The sequence below is a fragment of the Mesorhizobium sp. M7A.F.Ca.CA.002.04.1.1 genome, assembly GCF_004022805.1.
GTDB classification, from domain to species: Bacteria; Pseudomonadota; Alphaproteobacteria; order Rhizobiales; family Rhizobiaceae; genus Mesorhizobium; species Mesorhizobium ciceri.
On the sequence record NZ_RZPL01000026.1, the window covers coordinates 1 to 17,574 of the forward strand.

The window sequence follows — 17,574 nt, forward strand, 5'->3', positions numbered from 1 at the left end:
CTCCTGCAGATCCTCGGGCACCGAGGACGAGCCGTGCATGACCAGGTGCATGTTCGGCAGGCGGCGATGGATCTCCTCGATGACGTTCATGGCCAGCACCGCGCCGTCCGGCTTGCGCGAGAATTTGTAGGCGCCATGGCTGGTGCCCATGGCCACCGCCAGCGCATCGACATGGGTGTCCTTGACGAACTCGACCGCCTGTTCGGGATCGGTCAAAAGCTGGTCGTGGCTGATCGCGCCTTCGACGCCGTGGCCGTCTTCCTGCTCGCCGCCGCCGCTCTCGAGCGAGCCGAGCACGCCGATCTCGCCTTCGACGGACACGCCGCCCCAATGCGCCATGTCGACGACGCGCTTGGTGATGCCGGAATTGTAGGCGTAGTCGGCCGGCGTCTTGCCGTCTTCCTTCAGCGATCCGTCCATCATGACGGAGGTGAAGCCGTACTGGATCGCGGTGACGCAGGTGGCTTCGTTGTTGCCATGGTCGAGATGCATGCAGACCGGAATGTCGGGATGGATTTCGACCAGCGCGTCGATCAGCTTGGCCAGCACCACGTCATTGGCATAGGCGCGCGCGCCGCGGCTAGCCTGCAGGATGACCGGCGACTTGGTCTCCTCGGCGGCCTCCATGATGGCGAGGCCCTGTTCCATGTTGTTCATGTTGAAAGCGGGCACGCCATAGCCGTATTCGGCGGCGTGGTCGAGCAATTGTCTCAGTGTTATGCGAGCCACCCAATAGTCTCCCGTATCTGGTTTCAAGCGCAACGTCGCGGGCCGGCCGGTTTGCCGGTCGGCCCTTGATGCTTCTGGCGGGATTTCAAGGGAACCGCAACCTTCGGAGCGCTTCTCGATCGCAATTCTTGTTGCAGGGTTGAAATCCGGCCAGTTTGACGACCTCAGGCCGCGATCAGGTCCCGCGCCGCCAGGAGTTGCACGCAGGCGTTCGCCGCTTCCTTGCCCTTGACAGTGAAGTGCTCGAAGAAGAAGCGGTGGTGCTCGGCGCTGTCGTGGTAGTTGTGCGGGGTGAGCACCGCCGACAGCACCGGCACGCCGGTCGACAGCTGCACGTTCATCATGCCGTCGATGACAGCACTTGCGACGAACTCATGCCGGTAGATGCCGCCATTGACCACAAAGGCTGTGCCGAGGATCGCGGCATAACGGCCGGTCCCGGCCAGGGTCTTGGCATGCAGGGGAATTTCATAGGCGCCGGGCACGTCGAAGATGTCGACGGTGAAGCGCTCGTCTCCCAGAGAGGCCAGTTCAGCTTCGAAGGCCTGTACGCACTGGTCGACGATGTCGGCATGCCAGCGCGCGCGGATAACGGCGATGCGGGTCGTTTCATAGTCTTTATGGGAATGCTGATTCATGGGTCCATCCTTCCGTTTCGAACCAGAATCAGGACGCACGATACGGATTAAGCCCGCAAAAAGCGGGCCGGCTTCCGTTTCGTCCTCTTCCATCCGGACTGTAACCGTCGGCTCCGGAATCACACCGGATCTGCTGACCTTTCCACTAGAGCGCCACGCGTCCCTTGGACGCGTAAAGGACGCTCTAGCACTTAAGAATCCACGCATTGATGCGTGGACCGGAAAGCGCTCGCGGGCTTGGGTAGAAACCCTTACCGCCGGTGGGGACTTTCACCCCGCCCTGAGAACATTAACGGCTTTGTATGAAAGGGCAGGACGCTGCTGTCAACCGTGAGAAGGTTGGGCCAAGCACGTTCGACTACCGCGTGCGCCACGCCGCCGCCGATGCGGCGATCAGCATGAGCAGTGCTGCAACCATCACGCAGACAGCAAAGCCGAAGTTGGAATAAAGCGGCCCGAAGCTGGTGGTGCCGACAAAGACCGCGAGGTAAGTCACCGCACTGTTCAGCCCCATGATCGTGCCGCGCCGCGACGGATCGAGCGCCGACAGGCGCATCACCAGGACGTTCAGGCCGAAATGATTGGCCAGTCCCCAGATTGCCACCATGGTCAAGGTCAGCCCGAAACTGTCGCTCGTCGCCGCCATCGCGACGTAGACGACGGCGACAAGAAGATAGGCAAACGGCATGACGCGCCGCGCACCCAGTCTGTCGATGACGCCGTCGAGCAGAGCAGCGGTGCCGAAGCCTATGCCGTAGGCAAGCGCCGCCAGGCCATTGGCACTCACCGGCTGTCCAAGCCCGACATGAAGATGGTCGCCGAGATAGCCATAGACGCCGTAGAACGAAGTCATGAAGGCCGCGCACGCGACCAGCAGCGGCAGGATTCCGGGAATGCCGAGCGCTTCCAGCGGGGCGGGCGCCGGTCCGGCCTTCCTGGTGTCGCTGAGCGACGTCACTGTCAGTCCCATCCATGCAAGGGCCGCAAGCACCGCGACCGCCACGAAAACGGCGCGCCAATGCACAAGATCGGCAAGCACGGCCGACAGCGAGACGCCGGCGACCATGCTGAGCGTCCATCCGGTCAGCACGACGCCGATCGTGCCGCTCTCCCTGCCCGGTGGGGCGATGGCCGCCGCGCTGGCATAGATCGCCGGCATGGCGACGCCGGCGGCGATGCCGGCCAGCAGCTGTGCGGCGACCAGCATGATCACCGTGGGTGCCGCGGCGCTGGCGACCAGCGCCAGTGCCAACAGCAGCAGTGCGCCCTGCAGCATTCTGCGAGCACCGAGCCGGTCGATGTAGCGCGCCAGGAACAGCGCGCTGGCAGAGGTGCCGAGGCCGAACGCGGCCGCCGCAATCATCACGGCCGGCACGCTGGTCCCGAACGACGAGGCGACAGCCGGTGCAATCGGACCCAGCACCAGCGAGTTCGAGCCGATGACCGCGATGCAGCCCGTCAACAGATAGGCAAGCGCCGGGATCGGGGCTCGGGCAGTCAATGGTGCAAGTTGATCAATGTTCGACATATCGGCATAATGGCCGTATTCTATTCAGCGGAGAACCAGGAATTTCGCCATGGATGAAGAAACAGATGGCATTCTGCAGAACAGGCCGGCGGCCCGCGATCTCGACGCGATAGACCGAAGAATATTAGGTGTCCTGGTCGATGATGCCACGATCAGCTACGCCGAACTCGGCGATCGCGTCGGCTTGTCGCCACCGGCAGCGCATGAGCGGGTCAAACGGCTCCGGCGCAGCGGCGCCATCCGCAACACGGTCACCATCATCGATCCCCGGGCGGTGAAAAAGCCTTTGCTCGCCTTTGTCCATATCGACACCAGGGGCTGGGGAAAGACGCCGGAACTGATGGCGGTCTCGCAATATCCCGAAGTGGAGGAAATCCATACCGTCGCCGGCGACACCTGCATGCTGCTGAAGGTCCGCACCGAAGACACCAGGGCCCTCGAAGGCCTTTTGGCGCGCCTCTACGAAACGCCGGGCGTCACCTCGACGCGCAGCTATGTGGTGCTCTCGACCTATCTGGAGCGGCCGGTGCAGCCGGGTATCACCGAGACTTGGCCGACACCCAAGCACATGGCCGAGCCTCTGTACTAGAAGCGAGCGGCTACGCCCGCTCGGGAAACATCTGCTTCAGGCCCTCGCGCGAGGCCTTGGCGACACCGCGCTCGGTGATCAGGCCGGTCACCAGCCGCGCCGGCGTCACGTCGAAGGCCGGGTTGGCCGCCGGCGTCGTCTCAGGCGAAATGCGCACCTGGGCAATCTCGCCGGCGGCGGTCTTGCCCCAGACCAGCGAGACCTCGTCGGCCGAGCGTTGCTCGATCGGGATTTCGGCCAGTCCGTCATGCACCGTCCAGTCGATGGTCGGCGACGGCAGCGCGACATAGAACGGCACGTCGTTGTCGGCGGCGGCGAGCGCCTTGAGATAGGTGCCGATCTTGTTGCAGACGTCGCCGTCGGCGGTGGTGCGGTCGGTACCGACGATGACCATGTCGATTGCGCCGCGCTGCATCAGATGGCCGCCGGCATTGTCGACGATCAGCGTGTGCGGCACGCCGTGCCCGGCCATCTCCCAGGCGGTCAGCTGGGCGCCCTGGTTGCGCGGCCGCGTCTCGTCGACATAGACATGGACCGGAATGCCGGCTTCTGTGGCCAGGTAGATCGGCGCGGTCGCCGTGCCGTAATCGACCGTCGCCAGCCAGCCGGCATTGCAATGGGTCAGGATGTTGACCGGCTCGCCCTTCTGCTTGCGCGCCGCGATCGCCTTGATGATGGTGAGACCGTTCTCGCCGATGGCGCGGTTGAGGCCGACATCTTCGTCGGCGATCTCACTGGCCCGCCGATAGGCGGCTGCAGCGCGTTGTTCGGTAGGCAAAGGCCGCAGGAAGCGCCGCATTTCGTCCAGCGCCCAGCGCAGATTGATCGCGGTCGGCCGCGTCTCGTGCAGGGTCTCCCACACGGCGTCGAGCGCTGCATCCGACGCATCGTCGGCCATCTGCATGGCGACGCCATAGGCAGCGGTGACGCCGATCAGCGGCGCGCCGCGCACCCACATGTCGCGGATGGCGGTGGCGATGCCGGCAACCGTGCCGATCCTCTCGATGCGGAAATCATGCGGCAGCCAGCGCTGGTCGATGATATCGACCGAACGGCCATCGTCGCTCAGCCAGATGGTGCGATAGTGGCGGTCGCCGACGTTCAAATGCTGCTCTCCTGTTCGATCAGCGCGGCCAGTTGGTTGACCTCGTCGATGCTGTGGATCTGGCGCCGGTTGACGGCGAGGTGGCGGCCGAATTTCAGCGCCTTTGCTTCACAACTGGCGCGCAGATCCTCGTCGGCAATGGTCTCGAAATCGGCATTGTGAGCGAGACCGAGGATGCGCCGGTGCACTTCGACGCCGGCAAAGCCTAGCAGATCGGTCCAGATCTGGTGCAGCACATGGTCGAGCGCCTGCTCTGAGGCAAGGATGTCGCCCTGGTCCTCGAACAGGCTCTTTTGGTAGAGCATGCCGGTGCGCTCGCTGCGCCATAGATGCGAAAACTCGGCGCGGAACACCGCCCAGGTCTCGACCGTCACACCGAGCAGATAGGCGCGCATGGCGTCGCGCTTGCCCTTCTGTTCGTGACCGCGTTGCGAGAAGAAGGACATCCAGAAATTGGCAAGCAGCATGCCGACGTCGAAAGCCATCGGGCCGTAGAAGGCGAACTCCGGATCGATCATCCGGGTCTCCGTGTCGGTGACCATGATCGAACCGGAATGCAGGTCGCCATGCAGCAGCGTTTCGGCATTGGCGGCGAAGATGTGCTTCAGCCGCTGCGCCTCGACCTTGAGGTCGCGGTCGGCGCGCAGTTCGGCGACCAGGCCGTCGAGCTGCGGCGAGGTGTGCCGGTTCATCTTGGCATCGAAATAGGGATCGGAGAACACGAGGTTTTCGGTGATGTCGCAAAGCTCGGCATTGTCGGCGAACAGCGCCAGATCGGCCTTGCGGTCCTTGGCGGTCATATGCAGGTCGGAGCCGCGAAACAGCGTGCGGGCCATGAACAGGCCGATATCCCGGGCGATGTTCGGCAGTTGGCGGCCGTCGATCAGGGCACGGCGCAGGATGATATGCGGCGGCGCAAGATATTCCATGATGATCAGCGCCTGACCTTCATCGAAATAATGGATCGCCGGCACCGAGCCCGGCGCGCGCGCCTCTTGCCTGGTCAGCGCGTGATATTCGAAGAAGGAGCGCTTCAACGGCAGCGGCCAGCTGTCGCCGACCAGGCGGACATAGGGCAGGGCCTGCTTGACCACGGCCGCACCGCTGGCGCCCTCGACGATGAACACCAGGTTGAGATTGCCGTCGCCGACCTCGCGGACCTTCCAGGCGCCGGTGTCCTTGCCGATCTTCGCGCACAGCGCCTCGTTGCCGCCAAGGCGTGCAGCCAGGGTTTCGACCGATAGGGCTTCGAACGGCAATTCTTCAGTCATCGTTATCCTCCCGCATATGCGCTTCCAACATAACGGAGGCGTGGCGGCCGGGCCAAGCTAGGAAGCGATCTGGCAATTGTCAATCGTGTTGACAATTGCCGATACAGCCCATAGCGTCATGTCAGGGAGGAACGCATGGTCGGCAATGCCGTGTTCCGCGTAGAGGGACTGAGGAAATCCTTTGGCCATAACGAGGTGCTTGGCGGCGTCTCGCTGGAACTGCATGCCGGTGAAGTGACCGTGCTGATGGGCGCCAACGGCGCCGGCAAATCCACCCTCGTCAAGATCATCTCTGGTGTCTACGAACGCGGCGGCGGGACGATGGCGCTCGCCGACCAGGATTTCGCGCCGAAAACCCCGGCCGAGGCGATCCGCGCCGGCGTCGTCACCGTGCATCAGAACATCAACGACGGTGTCGTCGCCGATCTCGACGTCGCCACCAACCTGACGCTGGACCGGCTGAGCGGCAGCGGTGCGCCGACCCTGTTCAATCCAATGCGCGTGCGGCGAGAGGCCAAGACGGTTGCCGACCGCATGGGGCTGGCCATCGATTTGAAGGCGCGGGTGAGTGATCTTTCGCTGGCCGATCGTCAGATGGTGGCGATTGCCCGCGCGCTGGCGCACAAGCCGAAAGTGCTGATCCTCGACGAGCCGACCTCATCGCTCTCCAGCGCCGAGGCTGATCGGCTGTTTGCCCTGATCGACAGGCTGCGCGAGCAAGGCGTGGCCATCCTCTACATCTCGCACCGTATGTCGGACATAAGGCGGCTGGCCGACCGCATCGTATCCATGCGGGACGGGATCATCTCAGGCATTTTCGACAAGAAACCGCTCGACTATGAAGGCGCGGTCAACGCCATGCTCGGCCGCAAGATCCATCTCGACCGGATTGTTGTCAGGGATTCGGCCAATGCCGTCTTCAAGATAGACGGTCTGCGCATCGCACAAGGCGCACGGCCGATCTCGCTGACGCTCGGCGACGGTGAGGTCGTTGCCATCACCGGCCTCGTCGGCGTCGGCAAGACGGCGCTTGCCGAGACGCTGTTTGGCGTGCGCCAGCCGCTGGCCGGCACAATGACGCTGAACGGCAGGCCTTATGCGCCTGAAACAGCCGGCGAGGCGATCGCCGCCGGCGTGTTCCTCGTTGCCAAGGACCGCGGCGAGAACGGCATCGTCGGCGGCTTCAACATCCAGGAAAATATCAGCCTGCCGTTTCACAAGCGCATGTCACGTTTCGCTGTTCTCAAGCGCCGTCTGGAACGCGCCACGGCGCGCCGGCAGATCGAGGAGCTGGGCATCGTCTGCCGCTCCGAGAAGGACGAGATGTCGGAGCTCTCCGGCGGCAACCAGCAGAAGGTGATGGTCGCCCGCTGGATGGCCCAGCATGCGAGACTGTTCATTCTGGACGAGCCGTTTCAGGGCGTCGATATTTCCGCCCGGCGCGACATCGCCGCCAAGCTCAGGGCCAGTGCAAACGGACGCGCCACGCTGCTGTTCGTCACCGAACTCGACGAGGCGCTGGAGACCGCCGATCGCATCCTGGTCATGTCGGAACAGACCATCGTCGGCGAGCACCGCAATGCCGATGTCGATCTCGACCGCCTGTTGGCCGAGGTCGCCGGCGGGCCGCTGCACAGTGCCGCCTGAGCGCGGGCGTTAGGAATGGGAATGGAAAGAGCATGGGTTCGGATTGGCTAAAAACGGCAGCAGCGCGCGGGAGCGCCGAATGACATTGCGCGACCACGCCATCCGCTACGGATTCATCGTGCTCTTGTTCGGGCTCGTCGCCTATTTCTCGATCGCCGCCGACGGTTTCGTTTCGCCGCAAAGTGCGGTTTTCATCTTCCAGTCGGTCGCCATCACCGGCGTGCTGGCGCTCGGCGTCACCGCCACGCTGGTCGTCGGAGGTTTTGATCTGTCGATCGGCTCGGTCGCCACCTCAGCCATGATGGCGGCCGCCTATGTCATGGTGGTGCTGGAGCAGAACGCCCTTGTCGCGGTCGTCGTCTGCCTGCTCATCGGCGCCATCGTCGGCCTGATCAATGGCTGGCTGATCGTCTACATGCGTGTGCCCGATCTGCTGGCGACGCTCGGCATGATGTTCCTGCTCGTCGGCCTGCAGCGCATTCCAACCGAAGGCCGCTCGATCGCCACCGGCATGACCATGCCTGATGGTTCGGTCGCCAACGGCAAATTCTCCGACGCCTTCCTGGCGCTTGGCCGCCACCGCTTCGACTTCTTCATCCCGAACCTCATTCCAGTGTCGGTGGTGGTGCTGCTCGTGCTCGCCGTGCTGATCTGGTTCTTCCTCGAATACACCCGTTTCGGCCGCATGATGTATGCCGTCGGCAGCAATGAGCGCGCCGCCGAACTCGCCGGCGCGCCTGTCAAGGCATACAAGATCTGGGCTTACGTCATTTCAGGTGTTTTTGCCTCGATCGGGGGCATTTTGCTCGCTGCCCGGCTTGGACGCGGCGACATCGCCTCGGGTAATAATCTGCTGCTCGATGCGGTTGCCGCAGCGCTGATCGGCTACGCGGTGCTGGGTGCCGCCAAGCCGAACGCCTTCGGCACCGCCATCGGCGCGCTGTTCGTCGGCATCTTGCTTCAGGGCCTGACGATGATGAACGCGCCTTACTACACGCAGGATTTCATCAAGGGCGTGGTTCTGGTCGTCGCCCTTGTCTTCACCTTTGCGCTTTCGGGCAGGGGCAGGAGATAGCTTTCGACCGGAACAGGATTTTCGAGTTCAACAAGAGTGGAGGAAAACAAAGTGAGCATTACAAGAAGACTTCTGGGGAAGGTGGCGCTCGGATTGGCCGGCGCAACTATGCTGATGCAGGTCCCGGCTTTTGCCGCGGACAAGCCGGCGCCCTTCGACAAGCCCGGCGTCAAGATCGCGCTGGTGCGCTATCTCTCGACCGGCGACTTCTTCCAGGCCTATCTCTCGGGCGTCGAGGCGCAGTCGAAGGCGCTCGGCATCGACCTGCGCGTCCTCGACAGCCGCCAGGATGCGGCTCTTCAGTCCGACATGGTCGACCAGGCCATCGCGCTCGGCGTGCAGGGCATCATCATCCAGCACGGCCTGACGGAATCGATGAAGGACGCCGCGCAGCGTGCGGTCGACGCCGGCATCAAGGTTGTGGCCTTCGACGTCAATGTCGAAAACCCCAAGATCCCGCAGATCGAACAGTCCGATCGCGACCTGGCACGCCTCGCGCTCGAGCAGGCGGTCAAGGACAATGGCGAGAGCTGGAATGCCGGCTATGTCTATGTCGCCGGCATCGCGCCGCTCGACCGCCGCAACGAGACCTGGGTTGACGTCAAGAAGAAATATGCCGGCATCAAGGAAGTCGCGATGTTCGGCACGCTCGACAATCCGATCGCCAACTCCGTCGCCAACCAGGCGCGTTCGGTGCTGACGGCGCATCCCGACATCAAGGTGATGTTCGCTCCCTATGACGAATTCGCCAAGGGCGTGAAGATCGCTGTCGACGAAGCGGGCTTGAACAAGGGCATCAAGATCTATTCGGCCGACATTTCGACCTCGGACATCGCTGCGATGCGCGAGCCCGACAGCGCCTGGGCCGCGACCGCCGCGACCAACCCGGCCGTCGTCGGCCAGGTCTCGGTGCGTGCGCTGGCACAGCTGCTGGCCGGTGAAGACCCCGGCCACAACGTCGTCGTGCCGCCGACACTGATCACCCAGAAGGACCTCATCGACAAGGACATCAAGAACATGGAGGACCTGTCGGCCAAGCTGCCGCAGTTCGCCCACGCCGATGTCGCGATGCCGGCCTGGATGCCGAACCCGAACGCCAAGTAACTTTCGCTATCGAAGGCCGCCTGCAGCCGCTTGCTGCAGGCGGCCTTTTTGCTGAATATCTGCAGCCGGCGCCAGGCTCCGGCCCAAGGTTCGGTGCGTATATGGAAGCTCAGGCGGCAATCGAGGAAAACCTGTCCGGCGCCGTCGCCGGAACCTTGTTTCGATGCCCGCAGGCCACCACGGGTGTCGTGGTGTTGGGTGGGTCGAGTGGCCGCGTCGATGTCGGGCGCGCACGGCTCTTTGCAAACGAGGGCTCGTCGGCTTTGGCCCTGCAATGGTTCGGCGGTGAGGGCCAGCCTCCCGGAATATGCGAAATTCCCCTCGAAACCTTCTTCGCGGCAACCGATTGTCTCCTTGAAACAGGATGCCACCGCATCGTCTATGTCGGCACATCCAAGGGTGCCGAGGCCTCACTGCTTGCGGCGGTCCATGACCCGCGCATCGACGCTGTGGTCGCCATCAGCCCGTCATCGGTGATTTGGGGAAATATTGGTGCTGGCCCGGATGGCGTCAGCTGGCCTGAACGATCCTCATGGTCGCTCGACGGAATCCCCCTGCCGTTTGTGCCGACGGATCCAAACTGGACACCAGAATACGTGGATGGCTTGGTATCCTACAGGGGACTCTTCGAACATTGCTTGAAAACCTTCAGGCAGGAAGCGGCTGCGGCGACCATCCCCGTTGAGACCGCATCGGCCGAGATCCTGCTGGTCGCAGGCGGCGACGATGCGCTGTGGCCCTCGCTATGGTTCGCGACAGAAATTGTTCGGCGGCGCAGCGAAGCAGGCAAGATCACACATCTCGTGTCATCGCCGGATGCGGGGCATCGCATTCTCTTGCCTGGCGAGAACACACCACGCTCGACATTGCATGCACATGGCGGCAATGACGAGGCCGAATCACGGTTGGGCAGAATGGCGTGGGAAGGCATCCGAGAACTGCTGTAGCTGCAGATCCCGAATACCTTCGCCTGTTTTGCGTCAGTCTCGGCCGGTTTCCCTACCGCATCGCTGCCGCGATATTGCCGCCGTCGACGGTCGTCACGTCGGCGGTGGTGCGGTCGGCCAGCGCATGATGCAGGAAGGCCTGCGCCACGTCCTGCGCCGTCACTTCCTGGCCGAGCAGATTGCCGGACATGTAGTCCTTCTCCGACACGCCGCGCGCGCCTGAGCGGCTGGCAATCATGGCGTCGGTCAAAAGGCCCGAGCGGATGCGGTCGGCGTTGACGGCGTTCGAGCGGATGCCATGCGCGCCATAGTCGAGCGCGTACTGCCTGGACAGGAACAGCGTCGCCGCCTTCGGCACGCCATAGGCGCCGAACTTCGGGCCGGGGTTGACGGCCTGCTTGGAGGTGTTGAACAGAAGCACGCCGCCTGTGCCCTGTTCGAGCATGATGCGCACGGCGTTCTGCGCCACCGATTGGTGGGCGAAGAAATTGAGCTCGAAACTCTTGCGCAGGAGCGCGTCGTCAAGCTCGCCGATGCGGCCTTCCCAGGCGGCGCCGGCATTGGAAACCAGGATGTCGACACCGCCGAACACGGCGACCGCTTTGTCGAAGGCGGCACGCACCTGTGCCGGGTCGGTGATGTCTGCGGCGACGCCGATCGAATTGTTGCCGGCTTTCTTCGCTGCATCGGCGGCTTTTTCGGCGTCGAGATCGACGACGACGGCATGGGCGCCATTGTCGGCGAACAGCTTTGCCGTCGCTGCACCGATCGCGCCGGCACCGCCGGTGATCAGCACCACCTGGCCGGTCAGCGGCTTCGGCTTGTTGGAGGCGAGCTTGGCCTGTTCCAGCGACCAGTATTCGAGCGGGAACAGGTCGGCCTTGGAAAGCGGATGGAACCGGCCGACGGCCTCGGCGCCACGCACTGCCTCGATCCACATCTCACCGACATCCGACGCGATCTTCGCGTCCTTCAGGGTGCGGCCGTGGCCGAACATGCCGAGGCCGGGCACCAGCGTCAGCCGCGGCATCTGGTCGAGCATGGTGCGCTTGACGTCGTCGAGCGCATCATTGGTTTCGAAATAGGCGCGATAATCCTTGGCGAACGCGTCGACATGGCTCTTGATCACCGCCTTGTAGTCGCCGGCCTTGTCCGCGTCGGGCGCCGGCAGCGCCATCGGCCCGGTCTTGATGCGGATCGACAGATCGGGCGTCGAGACGCCGCGCCCGGCATAATCGGCGATCTCGGCTGAATTGATGAAATCGACAATTGCCGGCGAAGTGCGGAAATCGCTGACCATTCGGTCGAAGCGGCCTTCGCCGCGCGCTACCGCCACCGCGCCGCGCAGCATCGGCGCGATCGACGCCGGCGTCGCGAGCTTTGCTGGCAAGGCTGCCTTTGCCGCCTTCGGCTTGCCACTTGCGGCAATGAAGTCCTCGGCGACGTTCACATAATGGATCATCCGGTCGTAGGCCTGCTTCGCATCGTCGCCGAAGGTGAAGATGCCATGCTTGTCGAGGATCAGGCCCTCGACATCAGGATCGGCGTCGAAGATGTCGGCAGCCGCCTTGGCGAGGTCGAAGCCGGGCATGATGTAGGGCACATAGCCCATCTTGGCGCCGAAAACCGTGGTCACCAGCGGCTTGGAGTCCTCCTGGTCGACGATGGCGAGAATGGCGGTCGAGTGCGTGTGGTCGACGAATTTGTGCGGCAGGAAGGCATGCAGCAGCGTCTCGACCGACGGGTTGGGCGAGGACGGATCGATGAGGTTGACGCGTTGCAGGGCAACCATGTCCTCGTCGGCCAGCCTGTTCAGCGCGCGCGCCTTGAGCAGCGGCTTGAGCTTGACCGCCGGCAGGCCCTGCGGCTCGATGACGCCCATGTCCCAGCCGCTGCCCTTGACGCACAGCACGTCCCACTGGTCGCCGACGAGGTCGGTTGCCGTCGTCTTGCAAGAGGTGTTGCCGCCGCCATGCAGGACCAGCCGTGGTTCGCCGCCGAGCAGCCGGGTCGTGTAGACGCGCAGCGCCAGGTCGCGGCCGACACCCTTTTTCGCGTAGTCTGCGACGAGTTTTTCGGCTGCTTCGTCATTCCACAAATTCTTCATGTTCGCTTCGTCCGGTTGTTTGTCTTTGATGGTGAAACAGCAATGCCGCGACGCTTTGATGACAATGCGCCGGCGACGGAGAGGGGATTTCCTAGGAGGCCTTTTCTGTCGTGGCAGCCGCATGATCCAGGAGCCGCTGCGCCATGTGTGCGCCGACCACCAGATGCGTGCAAAGGCCGCCGGCGATCGCCGCGAGCAGCGGTTCGAACTTGCTGTCCTCCTGCACCACCACCAACCGCCTGGCGATGGCGCGCAGCGAGGCAAGCTCGGCGGAGATCACCCGCCTGTTATAACTGCAGTCGAGCACCTTGCCCTCGGCGTCTATGATCTGCCCGGCAATCACGCCGGCAGCGCCTTGGCTGCGCAGATCCGCCATTTCGCTTGGCGTCAGCGCGCCGCATTTGACCAGATGGCTGTCGGCGTCGACCGCGCCGACCGAGTATAACGCCAGGTCGCATTCGCCGACACCCGACAATTGTTCCCGGATCACCGGCTCGGCACGCAGCGCACGCGCAAGTTCTTCCGTAGACAGCACCAGCGGCGCGTAGAAATTGAGCCCTTTGGCGTTGAGCCGCCGCGCGATTTCCATAGTGCATTGGTCGGGGCGATAGGAATAGGGCGCGCCGAGATTGCCGCAGAGCTGCACCACCGTGACATCCTGCAGGTCGGCATAGGACATGACGTCGGCAATCATATAGACGGTGCGGCCCCAGGCGACGCCGATGCGGTCGCCCTTCTTGACCAGTTCGAGAAAGACGCTCGCCGCCAGCACGGCGATTTCCGTCGACGGGTCGGCAATATGATCATTCTCCGGCGCGATCCAGACGGCGTCGAGGCTCAGCGCATCCTCGAGCTTGCGCGCCAGCACGTCGTCGGTGAAAAGCTGGGTCGAAGTCGAGATGTTGACGATGCCGGTCTCGCGCGCCTTGCGCAGGTACATGGCGACCGAGGCACGGGAAATGTTAAGCTGGCTCGCCACCTGGTCCTGCCGCAGGCCATGGGCATAGTAGAGCCAGGCGGCCTTGTGGATGAGTTGTTCTGCCGGTCGGATCGCCATGCCGTCTCCTCAGCTGACATTATTCACGGCTCTCGACAAAAGTCAAACTGGGCAGAGGTATGCGATGCTCCCGCTTGCGCCGAATCTGGTTCATCATTGTGCCGAATGCGCTCTGTCGTGGCATCGTTTGTGGTGACGCGGCCCGAGCCTGTGATTAGAACGTCTGAAAGAAAATCGCGGGGAGCATGGGATGGGCAATCCTTACGAACAGGATCTCGACAAGAACGCGGCCAACCATCAGCCGCTGACGCCGCTCACCTATCTGGAGCGCGCGGCCAAGACCTATCCCGACCATATCGCCATCATCCATGGCCGCCAGCGCATCGACTATCGCACTTTCTGGCAGCGGTCGCTGAAGCTTGCCTCGGCCCTTCAGAAGCGCGGCATCGGCAAGGGCGACACCGTCACCGTCATGCTGTCAAACACGCCGCCGATGCTGGAGGCGCATTTCGGCGTGCCGATGACCAAGGCGGTGCTGCATTCGCTCAACACCCGCCTCGATGCGGCGGTCATCGCTTTCCAACTCGATCATGCCGAGACCAAGCTGCTGATCGTCGACCGCGAATTCTCCGGCGTCGTCAAGCAGGCCCTGGAACTGGCCAGGGTCAAGCCGCTGGTCATCGACTATGACGATCCCGAATACGCCGCCGACGCGCCGTACCCAAAGGGCGAGCGGGTAGGCTCACTGGACTATGAGGCATTTGTCGCAGGCGGCGACGCGGACTTCGCCTGGTCGATGCCCGACGACGAGTGGGATGCGATTTCGCTCAACTACACGTCCGGAACGACGGGCAATCCGAAGGGCGTCGTCTACCACCATCGCGGTGCGGCCCTGATGGCCTACACCAACACCATCCATGCCGGCATGGCCAAGCACGCGGTCTATTTGTGGACGCTGCCGATGTTCCACTGCAATGGCTGGTGCTTTCCCTGGACGCTCGCCGTCCAGGCCGGCACCCATGTCTGTCTGCGCTGGGTGCGGCCGAAGCCGATCTACGATGCGATCGCCGATCAGGGCGTCACCCATCTGTGCGGCGCGCCGGTCGTCATGTCGGTGCTGATCAATGCCAGGGACGAGGACAAGCGCGCATTTCCGCAGACGGTCACTTTCAACACGGCTGCAGCACCCCCGCCGGAAGCCGTGCTGTCGGGGATGGCGGATGCCGGCTTTGCCGTCACCCATCTCTACGGCCTGACCGAGACCTATGGCCCGGCGGTCGTCAACGAATGGCACGGCGCCTGGGATGATCTCGAAAAGGGCGAGCGCAGCGCCAGGAAGGCGCGGCAGGGCGTGCGCTATGCAGCGCTCGAAGGCCTGACGGTCATGGACCCCGAGACGATGCGGACGACACCGGCCGACGGCGAGACAATCGGCGAGGTCATGTTCCGCGGCAACATCGTCATGAAAGGCTACCTGAAAAACCGCAAGGCGAGCGACGAAGCCTTCGCCGGCGGCTGGTTCCATTCCGGCGATCTCGGCGTCATGCACCCCGATGGCTACATCCAGCTCAAGGACCGCTCCAAGGACATCATCATCTCCGGTGGCGAGAACATTTCCTCTATCGAGGTCGAGGACGCGCTCTACAAGCACCCGTCGGTTGCCTCTTGCGGCGTCGTCGCCAGGCCCGACGACAAATGGGGCGAAGTGCCTGTTGCCTATGTCGAGCTGAAACCCGGCAAGGTCGCGACCGAAGCCGAGATCATCGATCACTGCCGCGCGCTGCTTGCCCGGTTCAAAGTGCCGAAGGCGGTCATCTTCGCCGAAATCCCGAAAACCTCGACCGGCAAGATCCAGAAATTCCGGCTACGCGAGATGGCCAAGGGGGCTTAGCTGCATCGCCACCCATGCTTCGCCTCGACAATTTGTCGCGGGCTTCGTCATCCTAGGGTGTAGCAGTCGCGAGCGACGTCGCGGAAACCCTGGAGCTGCTCCGCAGCCCAAGGGATCCATGCCGTCACCTTGCGGCCGAGCTCCGACAGTCGAGAATGGCGGCTGCAGGCTACAGCTCGCTGACCGGTGTAAACCTGTTGATCCGTCGCACTCTTTGACCAACGTCGCGGCATGGATCCTAGGGTCTGCGCCGCGTCGCTTCGCTCCTTGCTTCGCCCTAGGATGACGAATTCATCAGGGCCAGCCGCTAACGGCGATCGTCGATTCCACCTTCTCACTGTCACCATCTGTCACCATTCGTACGTGTATACCGAATCCGCATTGACAGGTCCTTCTTTTCGATTTACGAGTGATGAAAATCAAAATTCGTCACTCGTAAATCGATAGAGGATCATGTCCGAAGCCGCCACCATAGTCGCCGAAGCCGCCCGACAGGAAAATGTAACGCGCATTCTCGATTGCGCCGAGCGCCTGTTCCGGCACTATGGCTACGGCAAGACCAATGTCGCCGACATTGCGCGTGAGCTCGGCATGTCGCCGGCCAACATCTACCGTTTCTTCGCCTCCAAGGTCGAAATCCACCAGGCCGTCTGCGGCCGGATGCTCGGCGCCAGCTACAAGATGGCCTACGAGATTTCGCGCCTGCCGATCAGCGCCGAGGAGCGGCTCCGGCGCTACGTGCATGCGCAATACAAGATGACGATGGAGGTCATGCTCGACGACCAGAAGGTCCACGAGATGGTCATCGTCGCCCTCGAACGGGATTGGGGTGTGATCGACAAGCATGTCGACAGCATTCACGACCTGTTCGCGGAAATCATTCGTGACGGGATCGAGGCCGGTGAGTTCAGAAAACAGGATCCGGTTATCGCGTCTCGCTGTTTCGGCGCCGCGACCGTCATCCTGTGTCATCCGCAGATGGTGGCGCAATGCCTTGCCAAGACCAACCGGGCAATGCCTGACGACCTCGTCGACTATGCAATCAAGGCCTTGAAGTAGCCTCCGCCCGCCGGGCGCCGGTTTCAACGATTCATCTCCATTTCGGGAGTACGCGCGTGTCTTCGTTCAGTTCAATCATCGGCAGGTTGCCCGCTGTAGGCCCGGTGCTGCTTGTCACCGCCACTCTCGGGCTTGCCGGCTGCAGCCAGGAAAAAACCGAAGTCAAGGATATCATCCGCCCGGTCAAGGTTGTCGAGATCGCGAAGGTACATGACACCCGCACGCTCTCCTATTCCGGGTCGGTGAGGGCCCGCACCGAGAGCGCTCTGGCATTCCGCGTCAATGGCAAGATCACCGAGCGCCTCGTCGATATCGGCCAGCATGTGGCCTCGGGCGATGTGCTCGCCCGCATCGATCCCATTGACTACGACCTTTCGGTCAAGAGCGCGCAGGCAGCGCTCGATGCCGCCGAGCGGCAGGTCGAGACCGTGGAACTCGCCCGCAAGCGTGCCGAGCAGCTTTTTGCCAAGAATTTTGCCCCGAAATCACAGCTCGAACAGGCGACCTTGACCTATGACCAAGCGGTCGCCACCCGTGATTCCGCCCTTTCGACACTGGCTCAGGCGAAGAACCAGGTCGGTTATACCGATCTCAAGGCCGACAGGGATGGCATCGTCACCACGGTCAGCGCCGACGTTGGCCAGGTGGTCGGTTCCGGCACGCCGGTTGTCACTGTCGCTGTCGACGGCGAAAAGGAAGTGCTGATCGCCGTCCCCGAAATGGAAATCGCCGAATTCAAGCCGGGCAAGGCGGTCAAGGCGGGCTTCTGGTCCGACGATGCGCTGGCGCTCGACGGCAAGGTCCGCGAAGTCGCCGGCAGCGCCGATCCGCAATCACGCACCTTTGCCGTCCGCGTCAGCCTGCCCAACGATCCGCGTGTGCTGCTC

15 protein-coding genes and 1 riboswitch are annotated in these 17,574 nt (G+C 63.1%); of the genes, 8 read left to right on the top strand and 7 right to left on the bottom strand.

The features are described 5' to 3' along the window. The 3 genes from ENZ75_RS02765 to ENZ75_RS02775 form a co-directional block, all read right to left on the bottom strand. A partial coding sequence (locus ENZ75_RS02765) for a ketose-bisphosphate aldolase (RefSeq protein WP_128277879.1) occupies positions 1-729 on the bottom strand: 729 nt, incomplete at its 3' end. 164 nt (positions 730-893) lie between these two features. Then, positions 894-1,367, bottom strand: a complete 474-nt coding sequence (locus ENZ75_RS02770; RefSeq protein WP_063167604.1) for a 6,7-dimethyl-8-ribityllumazine synthase — start codon at positions 1,365-1,367, stop codon at positions 894-896. 77 nt (positions 1,368-1,444) lie between these two features. Next, positions 1,445-1,659, bottom strand: a riboswitch (FMN riboswitch). Between the two features lie 66 nt (positions 1,660-1,725). After that, a complete protein-coding gene (locus ENZ75_RS02775) occupies positions 1,726-2,895 on the bottom strand; it encodes an MFS transporter (protein WP_063167605.1) in 1,170 nt (389 codons plus the stop codon). Positions 2,896-2,944: 49 nt separating this feature from the next. Between ENZ75_RS02775 and ENZ75_RS02780 the strand changes: the two genes are divergently transcribed. Further along, entirely contained in the window at positions 2,945-3,484 is a 540-nt protein-coding gene (locus ENZ75_RS02780; protein WP_013532925.1) for an Lrp/AsnC family transcriptional regulator, read from the top strand. 10 nt (positions 3,485-3,494) lie between these two features. Here ENZ75_RS02780 and mtnA read toward each other — a convergent pair whose 3' ends face one another. After that, the gene (gene mtnA / locus ENZ75_RS02785) at positions 3,495-4,589 is read right to left on the bottom strand and encodes an S-methyl-5-thioribose-1-phosphate isomerase (protein ID WP_013532924.1); all 1,095 of its coding nucleotides are present in this window, start codon (positions 4,587-4,589) and stop codon (positions 3,495-3,497) included. After that, positions 4,586-5,860, bottom strand: a complete 1,275-nt coding sequence (gene mtnK, locus ENZ75_RS02790; RefSeq protein ID WP_063167606.1) for an S-methyl-5-thioribose kinase — start codon at positions 5,858-5,860, stop codon at positions 4,586-4,588. Before mtnK ends, mtnA begins: the two co-directional genes overlap by 4 nt. A 135-nt stretch (positions 5,861-5,995) precedes the next feature. Between mtnK and ENZ75_RS02795 the strand changes: the two genes are divergently transcribed. The 4 genes from ENZ75_RS02795 to ENZ75_RS02810 all read left to right on the top strand — a co-directional run bounded on the left by ENZ75_RS02795 (position 5,996) and on the right by ENZ75_RS02810 (position 10,633). Beyond that, positions 5,996-7,507, top strand: coding sequence for a sugar ABC transporter ATP-binding protein (locus ENZ75_RS02795; RefSeq protein WP_063167607.1), 1,512 nt, complete (start codon positions 5,996-5,998; stop codon positions 7,505-7,507). Positions 7,508-7,586: 79 nt separating this feature from the next. After that, positions 7,587-8,582: an ABC transporter permease gene (locus tag ENZ75_RS02800; RefSeq protein ID WP_013532921.1), complete on the top strand. Its 996-nt coding sequence runs from the start codon at positions 7,587-7,589 to the stop codon at positions 8,580-8,582. A gap of 51 nt (positions 8,583-8,633) precedes the next feature. After that, entirely contained in the window at positions 8,634-9,686 is a 1,053-nt protein-coding gene (locus ENZ75_RS02805) for a substrate-binding domain-containing protein (protein WP_023808755.1), read from the top strand. Positions 9,687-9,787: 101 nt separating this feature from the next. Then, on the top strand, positions 9,788-10,633 hold the full coding sequence (locus ENZ75_RS02810; RefSeq protein WP_063167608.1) for an acyl-CoA thioester hydrolase/BAAT C-terminal domain-containing protein: 846 nt from the start codon (positions 9,788-9,790) through the stop codon (positions 10,631-10,633). A 52-nt stretch (positions 10,634-10,685) separates the two neighbouring features. On the opposite strand, the gene ENZ75_RS02815 is transcribed toward ENZ75_RS02810, so the two are convergent. Further along, complete coding sequence (locus ENZ75_RS02815) at positions 10,686-12,740, bottom strand: bifunctional aldolase/short-chain dehydrogenase (RefSeq protein ID WP_063167609.1); 2,055 nt, start codon at positions 12,738-12,740, stop codon at positions 10,686-10,688. Positions 12,741-12,831: 91 nt separating this feature from the next. Continuing rightward, entirely contained in the window at positions 12,832-13,797 is a 966-nt protein-coding gene (locus ENZ75_RS02820; protein WP_013532917.1) for a sugar-binding transcriptional regulator, read from the bottom strand. Positions 13,798-13,987: 190 nt separating this feature from the next. On the opposite strand from ENZ75_RS02820, the gene ENZ75_RS02825 reads away from it, so the two are divergent. From ENZ75_RS02825 to ENZ75_RS02840, 3 genes are all read left to right on the top strand, one after another. Beyond that, positions 13,988-15,628, top strand: a complete 1,641-nt coding sequence (locus tag ENZ75_RS02825; protein ID WP_063167610.1) for an acyl-CoA synthetase — start codon at positions 13,988-13,990, stop codon at positions 15,626-15,628. A 453-nt stretch (positions 15,629-16,081) separates the two neighbouring features. Further along, positions 16,082-16,687 carry a TetR family transcriptional regulator gene (locus tag ENZ75_RS02835; RefSeq protein ID WP_013532915.1) on the top strand — a complete coding sequence of 202 codons (606 nt, stop codon included), beginning with the start codon at positions 16,082-16,084 and terminating at the stop codon, positions 16,685-16,687. Between the two features lie 56 nt (positions 16,688-16,743). Next, positions 16,744-17,574: efflux RND transporter periplasmic adaptor subunit (locus tag ENZ75_RS02840; RefSeq protein ID WP_128277880.1), on the top strand; the 831-nt coding region annotated here is incomplete at its 3' end.

What these genes read in the sequence shown, in the direction of transcription:
- ENZ75_RS02770 (WP_063167604.1), bottom strand. Translation starts at nt 1,367, where the DNA reads ATGAATCAGCATTCCCATAAAGACTATGAAACGACCCGCATCGCCGTT.
- ENZ75_RS02820 (WP_013532917.1), bottom strand. Translation starts at nt 13,797, where the DNA reads ATGGCGATCCGACCGGCAGAACAACTCATCCACAAGGCCGCCTGGCTC.
- ENZ75_RS02810 (WP_063167608.1), top strand. Translation starts at nt 9,788, where the DNA reads ATGGAAGCTCAGGCGGCAATCGAGGAAAACCTGTCCGGCGCCGTCGCC.
- ENZ75_RS02780 (WP_013532925.1), top strand. Translation starts at nt 2,945, where the DNA reads ATGGATGAAGAAACAGATGGCATTCTGCAGAACAGGCCGGCGGCCCGC.
- ENZ75_RS02825 (WP_063167610.1), top strand. Translation starts at nt 13,988, where the DNA reads ATGGGCAATCCTTACGAACAGGATCTCGACAAGAACGCGGCCAACCAT.
- mtnK (WP_063167606.1), bottom strand. Translation starts at nt 5,860, where the DNA reads ATGACTGAAGAATTGCCGTTCGAAGCCCTATCGGTCGAAACCCTGGCT.
- ENZ75_RS02775 (WP_063167605.1), bottom strand. Translation starts at nt 2,895, where the DNA reads ATGTCGAACATTGATCAACTTGCACCATTGACTGCCCGAGCCCCGATC.
- ENZ75_RS02800 (WP_013532921.1), top strand. Translation starts at nt 7,587, where the DNA reads ATGACATTGCGCGACCACGCCATCCGCTACGGATTCATCGTGCTCTTG.
- ENZ75_RS02835 (WP_013532915.1), top strand. Translation starts at nt 16,082, where the DNA reads ATGTCCGAAGCCGCCACCATAGTCGCCGAAGCCGCCCGACAGGAAAAT.
- ENZ75_RS02815 (WP_063167609.1), bottom strand. Translation starts at nt 12,740, where the DNA reads ATGAAGAATTTGTGGAATGACGAAGCAGCCGAAAAACTCGTCGCAGAC.
- ENZ75_RS02795 (WP_063167607.1), top strand. Translation starts at nt 5,996, where the DNA reads ATGGTCGGCAATGCCGTGTTCCGCGTAGAGGGACTGAGGAAATCCTTT.